We start from the raw sequence: 544 nt of genomic DNA, 5'->3' as shown, positions 1-544 counted from the left end.
TACACCGTTCATTTCTGCAACGTAAGCTCCTATGTATTTTTGAACTCTTTGAACATAAGCATCTAATGCAACTTGAGCTTTTTCATCTCCCTTTGCAGCAGCTCCTTCTATATCTCTGAAGTCACTTGATATACCAGTCATTCCGTATACCCCAGATTGTTTGTTCATTAAGTCAGATAATCCTTTAGCGTCTAATCCTTCTTTTTCCATTAAGAATGGTAGTATAGCAGCATCTATATCTCCACATCTAGTTCCCATTATTAATCCTTCTAATGGAGTGAATCCCATTGAAGTATCTACACATTTACCACCATCAACAGCAGCTACAGAAGCTCCGTTTCCTAAGTGACAAGTTATTATTTTTAAGTCTTCTACGTTCTTTCCTAACATTTCTGCAGCTCTTTGAGATACATACTTGTGAGAAGTTCCGTGGAATCCGTATCTTCTTACTCCATACTTAGTGTATAATTCATGAGGTAATCCATATAAGTATGACTTCTTAGGCATAGTTTGATGGAATGCAGTATCGAATACTCCAACCATT

General features: G+C 36.9%; 1 protein-coding gene. It reads right to left on the bottom strand.

The genetic code is table 11. The features are described from left to right. Positions 1 to 544 (bottom strand): acetate/propionate family kinase (locus tag AZI32_RS17590; protein ID WP_157450996.1); only part of this gene is annotated, 544 nt, incomplete at both ends.

This window comes from Clostridium sp. ATCC 25772, from assembly GCF_001573875.1.
Classification (GTDB): domain Bacteria; phylum Bacillota; class Clostridia; order Clostridiales; family Clostridiaceae; genus Clostridium_J; species Clostridium_J senegalense.
The sequence above is the reverse complement of the archived record's forward strand: the minus strand, read 5'-3'. Positions and strand labels throughout refer to the sequence as shown.